The sequence below is a fragment of the Methylobacterium sp. P3_A11 genome, from assembly GCF_056403155.1.
This window is the reverse complement of record NZ_JBFUGA010000172.1, coordinates 1-7,098: the sequence shown is the minus strand read 5'-3', so window position 1 is coordinate 7,098 and position 7,098 is coordinate 1. Positions and strand designations below refer to the sequence as shown.

Here is a 7,098-nt window from a genome sequence, read left to right as displayed (position 1 = left end):
CTCCTCGCCGCCGCGGGGCTGGCGCTGACCTGGCCCCGGCTCGTTGGATCCGAGCGGGCGGACGGGCCGGGCGAGGCGGCGCGCCCGCGTCTGTCGCTGGTCGTGCTGCCCCTCGCGAACCAGAGCGGCGAGGCGGACCAAGATTACCTCGCCGAGCAGCTCGCCGAGGATCTCTCCGCCGACCTCGCCCGCGCCCCGGGCACCTTCGTGATCGCGCACGGCACGGCCCAGGCCTACCGGGGACGGCCGGTCGAGCCGCGCGCCGTCGGTCGCGAACTCGGCGTGCGCTACGTCGTGCAGGGCAGCCTGCGGCAGAGCGGCGAGCAGGTGCGCTTTTCCGTGCAGCTCACCGATGTCGAGACCGGGGCTGCCCTCTGGGCGGATCGCTACGACGGACCGCGGGCCGCCGTCGGCGCCGCGCAGGATATCCTCGTCGCCCAAGTCGGCCGCGCCCTCGGCGTGCGGCTCCTGGAGGCCGCCACGCAGTCCCGGTCGGGCCAGCCGGCGGATGCGGTGGACTTGGTCATGCGCGGACAGGCGCTGCTCAACCGGCCCTTCGCCCGCGACAACCACGCCCAGGCCCGACCGCTGTTCGAGCGCGCGCTCGGTCTCGATCCGGCGAATGTCGATGCGCGCCTGGGGCTGGCCGAGGTGCTGGTCGACGGTGTGCTGAACGGCTGGACGACCGAGCGGACGGCGGATCTCGACACGGCCGAGCAGGCGATCGCGTCGGTCCTGCAGGGCGACCCGACGCAACCCTTCGCGCATTACCTGCGGGGGGAGACCCTGCGCGCCCGCGCGCGCTACGCGGACGCCCTCGCGGCCTTCGACCGGGTGCTCGCCCTGAATCCGAGCTTCGCCCGGGCCTACGCCTATCGCGGTCTCATTCAGATCTTCCTCGGCCGGGCCGAGGAGACGGAGCGCGACATCGCCGCTGCCGTCCGCCTCAGCCCGAAGGATCCCCTGCTCGGTGCGTGGCTCGCCCGGGACGGCTTGGCCAAGCTCCATCTCGGGCAGGATCAGGCGGCGATCGAGCCGCTGCGCCGCGCGGCGGCCGTGAACCCGCGCTTCGACTTCCCGCACCTCTATCTCGCCTGCGCCTTCGCGCGGCTCGGCCGGGAGGCCGAGGCACGAGCCTCCCTCGCCGAGTTCCTCAGGCTGCGGCCGGGCTACACCCTCGCCCGCTACCGAAGCCTGACCTCCGACGATCCGACCTTCCTCGCCCAGCGCGCGCGCCTCTACGAGGGACTGCGCCAGGCTGGCCTGCCGGAGAACTGAGCCCGGGCGGCACCCACGAGAGCTTCCCCGTGGTGTGGTGGATTAGAAGTTTTCTTCTTTTCGATATAGGCTGAACCTGCGCTGCGCCGACAAGCCTGCACAATAGCGGGAGGCTCGCGCCCGACTGCGGAGGAACCATGAACGAGATCGTCAAGCCGGACTCCCTGATCGTCGCCGAGGCGGAGAGCCTGACGGAAACGTTCTTCGGAGGCTGCCCGCACGATTGCCCCGACACCTGCTCGATGCTGTTCGACGTCAAGGACGGCCAGCTCCAGGGCGTGCGCGGCAACCCGGATCACCCGATGACCCGCGGCGGTCTCTGCGTGAAGCTCAAGGATTACGAGAAGCGCCACTACCATCCCGACCGGCTGCTCTACCCGATGAAGCGGGTCGGGCCGAAGGGGTCGAAGCAGTTCGAACRCATCACCTGGGACGAGGCGCTGGACACCATCGTGTCGCGCTGGAAGGCGATCATCGACCAGTACGGGCCGGAGGCCATCGCGCCCTACAGCTACCTGGGCAACCAGGGCCTCGTGCACGGGCTGAACGGCGGCGACGCCTTCTTCAACCGCATGGGCGCCACCGTGACCGAGCGCACTTTCTGCGGCGAGGGCTCGTGCACGGCCTGGCTGCTCACGGTCGGGCCGACGGCGGGCCTCGACCCGGACAGCTACATCCACTCCAAGTACATCGTGATCTGGGCCTGCAATTCGGTCAGCACGAACTTGCACCACTGGGCCATCGTCAAGGACGCCCAGAAGAAGGGCGCCAAGGTCGTCGTCATCGACGCCTACTCGTCGCGCACCGCCAAGGCGGCCGACTGGCACATTGCCCCCAAGCCCGGCACCGATGGCGCGCTCGCCATGGCGCTGATCAACTCGATCATCGCGCAGGGCCTCGTCGACCAGGACTACGTCGACAACCACACGGTCGGCTTCGAGGAGCTGAAGGAGCGCGCCGCGGACCGCACGCCGGAATGGGCCGCCGAGATCACCGGCGTCTCCGCCGACGACATCCGCAAGCTCGCCCGGGAAATGGCGACCGAGCAGCCGGTGGGCATCCGCATCGGCGTGGCTCTGGAGCGCCACTACGGCGGCGGCCAGACCATCCGGGCGGTCGCCTGCATCCCGGCGCTCACCGGCGCGTGGCGCCATGTCGGCGGCGGGATCACCCAGTTCGGCGTCTGGGAGCACCCGTACAAGTTCGACGTCATCTGCCGGCCCGACCTGATCCCGGAGGGCACCCGGGTCGTCTCGAACCTGCAGATCGGCCGGGCACTCACCGGCGAGATGAAGCTCGACCCGCCGATCATGTCGATGATGTGCTGGAACTCGAACCCGGTGACGCAAGCCCCCGAGACCGACAAGGTCGTCGAGGGACTGATGCGCGAGGACCTGTTCATGGTCTCGGCCGAGCACTTCATCTCGGACACGGCCTCCTACGCCGACATCCTGCTGCCTGCCACCATGGGCGCCGAGATGGAGGACATGATCCTCTCCTGGGGCCACCTCTACCTGACCTACAACACCAAGTGCGCCGAGGCGCCCGGCGAGGCGATCCCGAACAACGAGATCTTCCGGAAGCTCGCCGCGCGGCTCGGCTACGAGGAGGAGAACTTCAAGTGGAGCGACAGCGAGTGCCTTGAGCACTACGTCGACTGGAACGCGCCGGCCTGCGAGGGCATCGACCTCGCCTACATGCGCGAGCACGGCTTCGCCCGCCTCAAGGTCGGCACGCCGGACGATCGCGCCCCGCACCGGGAGGGCAACTTCCCGACGCCGACCGGCAAGTGCATGCTCAAGGTCGAGGACGCCACGAACTTCGTCGCCCCGCCGTTCCGGCAGATGTACGAGGGCTTCCAGCCCGGCGAGGCCCTCGACCCGCTGCCGGACTACCTCGGCCCGCGCGAGTCGCACGCGAACGATCCCGAGCTCGCCAAGCGCTACCCGCTCAACATCGTCTCGCCCAAAAGCCACTACTTCCTGAACTCCTGCTACGCCAACATGGAGGACAAGCAGAAGGGCCAGGGCGAGCAGTTCGTGATGATCAGCCCGCACGACGCCGAGGCTCGCGGCATCCGGGATGGTGACAAGGTTCAGGTCGCCAACGACCGCGGCGCCTTCAAGGGCGTGGCCCGCATCACCGATGACGTGAAGGCCGGCATCGTCGTGGCGACGCTGGGCTACTGGCGTCAGCTCAACGAAGGCACGGTCAACAGCATCTCGTCCGGCGCCTTCACCGACATGGGCCACGCGCCCTCGTTCTCCGACAACCTCGTCGAGGTCGCGAGGGCGAACTAACCGTTTCGCGCGGTGTGACCCACCGCGTGATCGCGCGCAGCGCGGTGAACCTGGGCAGCGCTATATCCACGGATGTGGCGCCAGCCGGATGGCTTCGGTGCGCCCGCGAGGACGGCGAAGCCGTCATCCGGGGAGGGGATCGGCGCTCCGCCGCCGGCGGGACCATCCGGCTGGCTGGGCTCTCGCCTCGGTCGCGGGCAGACCCCGGCTGTCCATCGGTGCGGAAACGGAGAGATTCACGATCCGGGTGAGGAGGATCGCGGAGACCGTTCGGCTTATCATCGGTGCGGCGCGACACGCTGCATCTTCCCCGAGCCGGCGCCCCGCCATGATGGCCATGACCCGGCGCGTCCCCGTGTCCGAGACTGCGTCGTCCGGAACCGGCACCACCGGTTCGGTGCTGCCGGTCGCGCGCTCGACGCGGGCGGACATGCCGGGTAGCCGCGTGTGGTCGGGGTTTCGCACCGCGTTGCGCACCCGCGTGCCCAGCGTCTCGGGTTTCACCTGCGCGGCGTCACCGCCGGCTTGCCCGGCGAGGGACGGGGGCACCAACGACCGAACCGGCCATCAACCATAAAAAGGCCGCCCGGGACGGACCCGTCCCGGGCGGCCTGAACGCCGATCTCAGGAGCGGGGCGCCCGCTCCAGCCAGCCGATGTTGCGGCCCTCGCCACCGCCGCCGCCGCTGCTGCGCGGACGCGCATCGGCCCGCTGGGGCCGAGCGTCCCGGATCGGGCGGCCCTGGCTCGGGCGCTCGCCCTGGGGCCGGGCGGGGGCGGGCCGGTCCGACCGGGCCTCGCGGCCCTGCGGGCCGGGACCGCGGCCGTCACCGCGAGCATCGACCCGGCTCTCCTGGGGGCGGCCCTGACGGGGCGCACCCTGGCCGCCGAAGCCACGGCCGCCACCGGGCTGTCCCTGCTGGGGACGACCCTGCTGCTGCCGGGGCCGCTGGCCCTGACGGCCGCCGCCGGGGCGCTGCTGCTGACGCTCGGGCCGGCGCTCCTCCTCGCGGGCGATCTCGGCGGCTTCCTGGCGCGAGGGCGGGGTGAAGCCCTCGGGGAAGCCTCCAACCGGCACCTTCTGCCGGGTGATGCGCTCGATGTCGCGCAGGTAGGCCTTCTCCTCGTCGTTGCAGAACGAGATCGCGAGCCCGTCCGCGCCCGCCCGGGCGGTGCGGCCGATCCGGTGGACATAGCTCTCGGGCACGTTCGGCAGGTCGAAGTTGATGACGTGGCTCACGCCCTCGACGTCGATGCCGCGGGCCGCGATGTCGGTGGCCACCAGAACCCGGCAGTCGCCGTCCTTGAAGGCGGCCAGCGCCCGCTCGCGCTGGGGCTGGCTCTTGTTGCCGTGGATCGCCGCCGCCGCGATGCCGACCTTGTCGAGGCCGCGCACCACGCGATCCGCCCCGTGCTTGGTGCGGGTGAAGACCAGGACGCGCTCGATGGCCGGATCACGCAGGATATGGCCGAGCAGCGCCTGCTTGGCGCCGGTATGGACGAAGATCACCTGCTGGTCGACGCGCTCGGCCGTGGTGGCCACCGGCGTCACCGCGACCTGAACCGGGTCGGCGAGGTACTGCGCCGCCAGCCCAGCGATGTTCTTCGGCATCGTCGCCGAGAAGAACAGGCTCTGGCGCTTCTCGGGCAGCATCTTCACGATGCGCTTGAGGGCGTGGATGAAGCCGAGGTCGAGCATCTGGTCGGCCTCGTCGAGGACGAGGATCTCGACGCCGTCGAGGGTCAGGGACCGGCGCTCGATCAGGTCGATCAGCCGGCCGGGCGTGGCGACAAGGATGTCGACGCCGGGCGCCAGGGCGCGCTCCTGGCGGCTGATGGTGACGCCGCCGAACACCACCGTGTTGGTGAAGGACAGGTGGCGGCCGTAATCCGAGAAGGATTCGGCGATCTGGTTGGCGAGTTCGCGGGTCGGCGAGAGCACCAGCACCCGGCAGCCGCGGCGCGGGGCGCGCCGGTCCGAGAGGGCGAGGCGGTGCAGGATCGGCAGCGCGAAGGCCGCGGTCTTGCCGGTGCCGGTCTGAGCGATGCCGCAGAGGTCGCGACCCTGCATGGCCGGCGGGATCGCCTGGGCCTGGATCGGGGTCGGCGTGACGTAGCCGGCTTCGCTGAGTGCCCGCAGGACGGGCTGGGCGAGGCCGAAATCGGTGAATTGGGTCAAGGAGGTATCCGATGCAGCAGGACCGGCCTGGCCCCTCGCAGCTTCGCGAGCGGTGCCGTGTTCGGGTCGGTCCGTTGGCAGGGGGCAGCCCGCGTGATGGGGCGGCCCGGGTGCATGCACGTTATGAAGAGGGGGGCCGGATCACGCCGGTAGGCGTCCGATCCGTCACGCAGCCCCCTCAAGCGGGCCGTGACGGCCGCTGACGCTGCACCGCCGATATGACGATGTGCGCCTGCGAAGTCAATGCGCGGCAGGTTTGCGATCCCGTCGGGGCCGGGTCCCGGACCGAAACGCTCCGCCACGGGTCGGCCGGCCTGCGGCCGGGGTCAGCAGAACCACGCGGGGCCGGCGCATTTCCGGTGTCTCCCCTCGTCGTCCCAGGACGGATGGTGCTTGAGACTGCGGCAGGACCGCCCCGAGCGGGCGATGAGATCTCCGGGATCCAGCCCGATGTCTTCCAGATCTCTGCAATCGAAGCGGTGCAGATTTCTCAGATCCAGAAATTTACGGGACAAACATTTTATTGAAACGGCCACATGCTTGAACATCGGTCGCCTCCCTGCCTGAGGAAGAAGTAAAGATGCGTCAATGCTGATCTCGTTTCAGTGTCGCTGCGCACGTCAGCCTCGGAGACAGAACATCCCCGTTCCGGACTTGCGTTTCCGGATCGCCGTCATGCTATGATTGCCGCAACGAGGCGCCACGTTCAGGGTCCGGAGCGCAAGGCGAAAAAGGCGATGGCGAGGCGTCTGGCGGCTATCCTGGTGGCCGATATCGTCGGTTACAGCCGGCTGATGGGCACCGATGAAGCGGGTACGATCCGGCGCCTCAGAGTGCTCCGTCGCGACGTCACCGATCCGGCAATCAAGAACGCGCAAGGCCGCATCGTGAAGTCGATGGGGGACGGCCTTCTGGTCGAGTTTCCCAGCCCGCTGCGGGCCGTCGCCTGCGCGATCACCATCCAGCGGGCGATGGCCGGGTTCGAGCCGGCCTTGCCGGACGAGAAGCGGTTCAGGCTGCGCTTCGGGATCAACGTCGGCGACGTGATCGCCCAGCCGGATGGCGACCTGTTCGGCGACGGCGTCAACGTGGCGGCGCGCCTCGAGCCCCTGTCGGAGCCCGGCGGCCTGTGCGTGTCGCGCTCGGTCCACGAACAGGTGCGGGACAAGGTCCCCTACCGCTTCGAGGACCGGGGCAAGTTGGACCTGAAGAACATCGCGCGCCCGATCGGCGTCTTCGCCCTCTCGGCGGAGGCCGTCCAAAGCCTGGCGCCGCCCGACGACGACGAGGAGGACGCGGACGAGCCGCCCGCCGCGAGCCAGCCGGCTCCGCCCCCGCCTCC

4 protein-coding genes are annotated in these 7,098 nt (G+C 70.0%); 3 read left to right on the top strand and 1 reads right to left on the bottom strand.

Going from position 1 to position 7,098, the window contains the following annotated elements:
- Window positions 1-1,278: tetratricopeptide repeat protein (locus tag AC1DXK_RS29400; RefSeq protein ID WP_477299606.1), on the top strand; the 1,278-nt coding region annotated here is incomplete at its 5' end.
- 137 nt (window positions 1,279-1,415) lie between these two features.
- Entirely contained in the window at window positions 1,416-3,578 is a 2,163-nt protein-coding gene (locus AC1DXK_RS29395; protein ID WP_477299605.1) for a molybdopterin-containing oxidoreductase family protein, read from the top strand.
- A gap of 624 nt (window positions 3,579-4,202) precedes the next feature.
- Here AC1DXK_RS29395 and AC1DXK_RS29390 read toward each other — a convergent pair.
- The gene (locus AC1DXK_RS29390; RefSeq protein ID WP_457107712.1) at window positions 4,203-5,756 is read right to left on the bottom strand and encodes a DEAD/DEAH box helicase; all 1,554 of its coding nucleotides are present in this window, start codon (window positions 5,754-5,756) and stop codon (window positions 4,203-4,205) included.
- Between the two features lie 737 nt (window positions 5,757-6,493).
- Between AC1DXK_RS29390 and AC1DXK_RS29385 the strand changes: the two genes are divergently transcribed.
- The coding region (locus tag AC1DXK_RS29385; protein ID WP_477299604.1) for an adenylate/guanylate cyclase domain-containing protein at window positions 6,494-7,098 on the top strand (605 nt) is incomplete at its 3' end.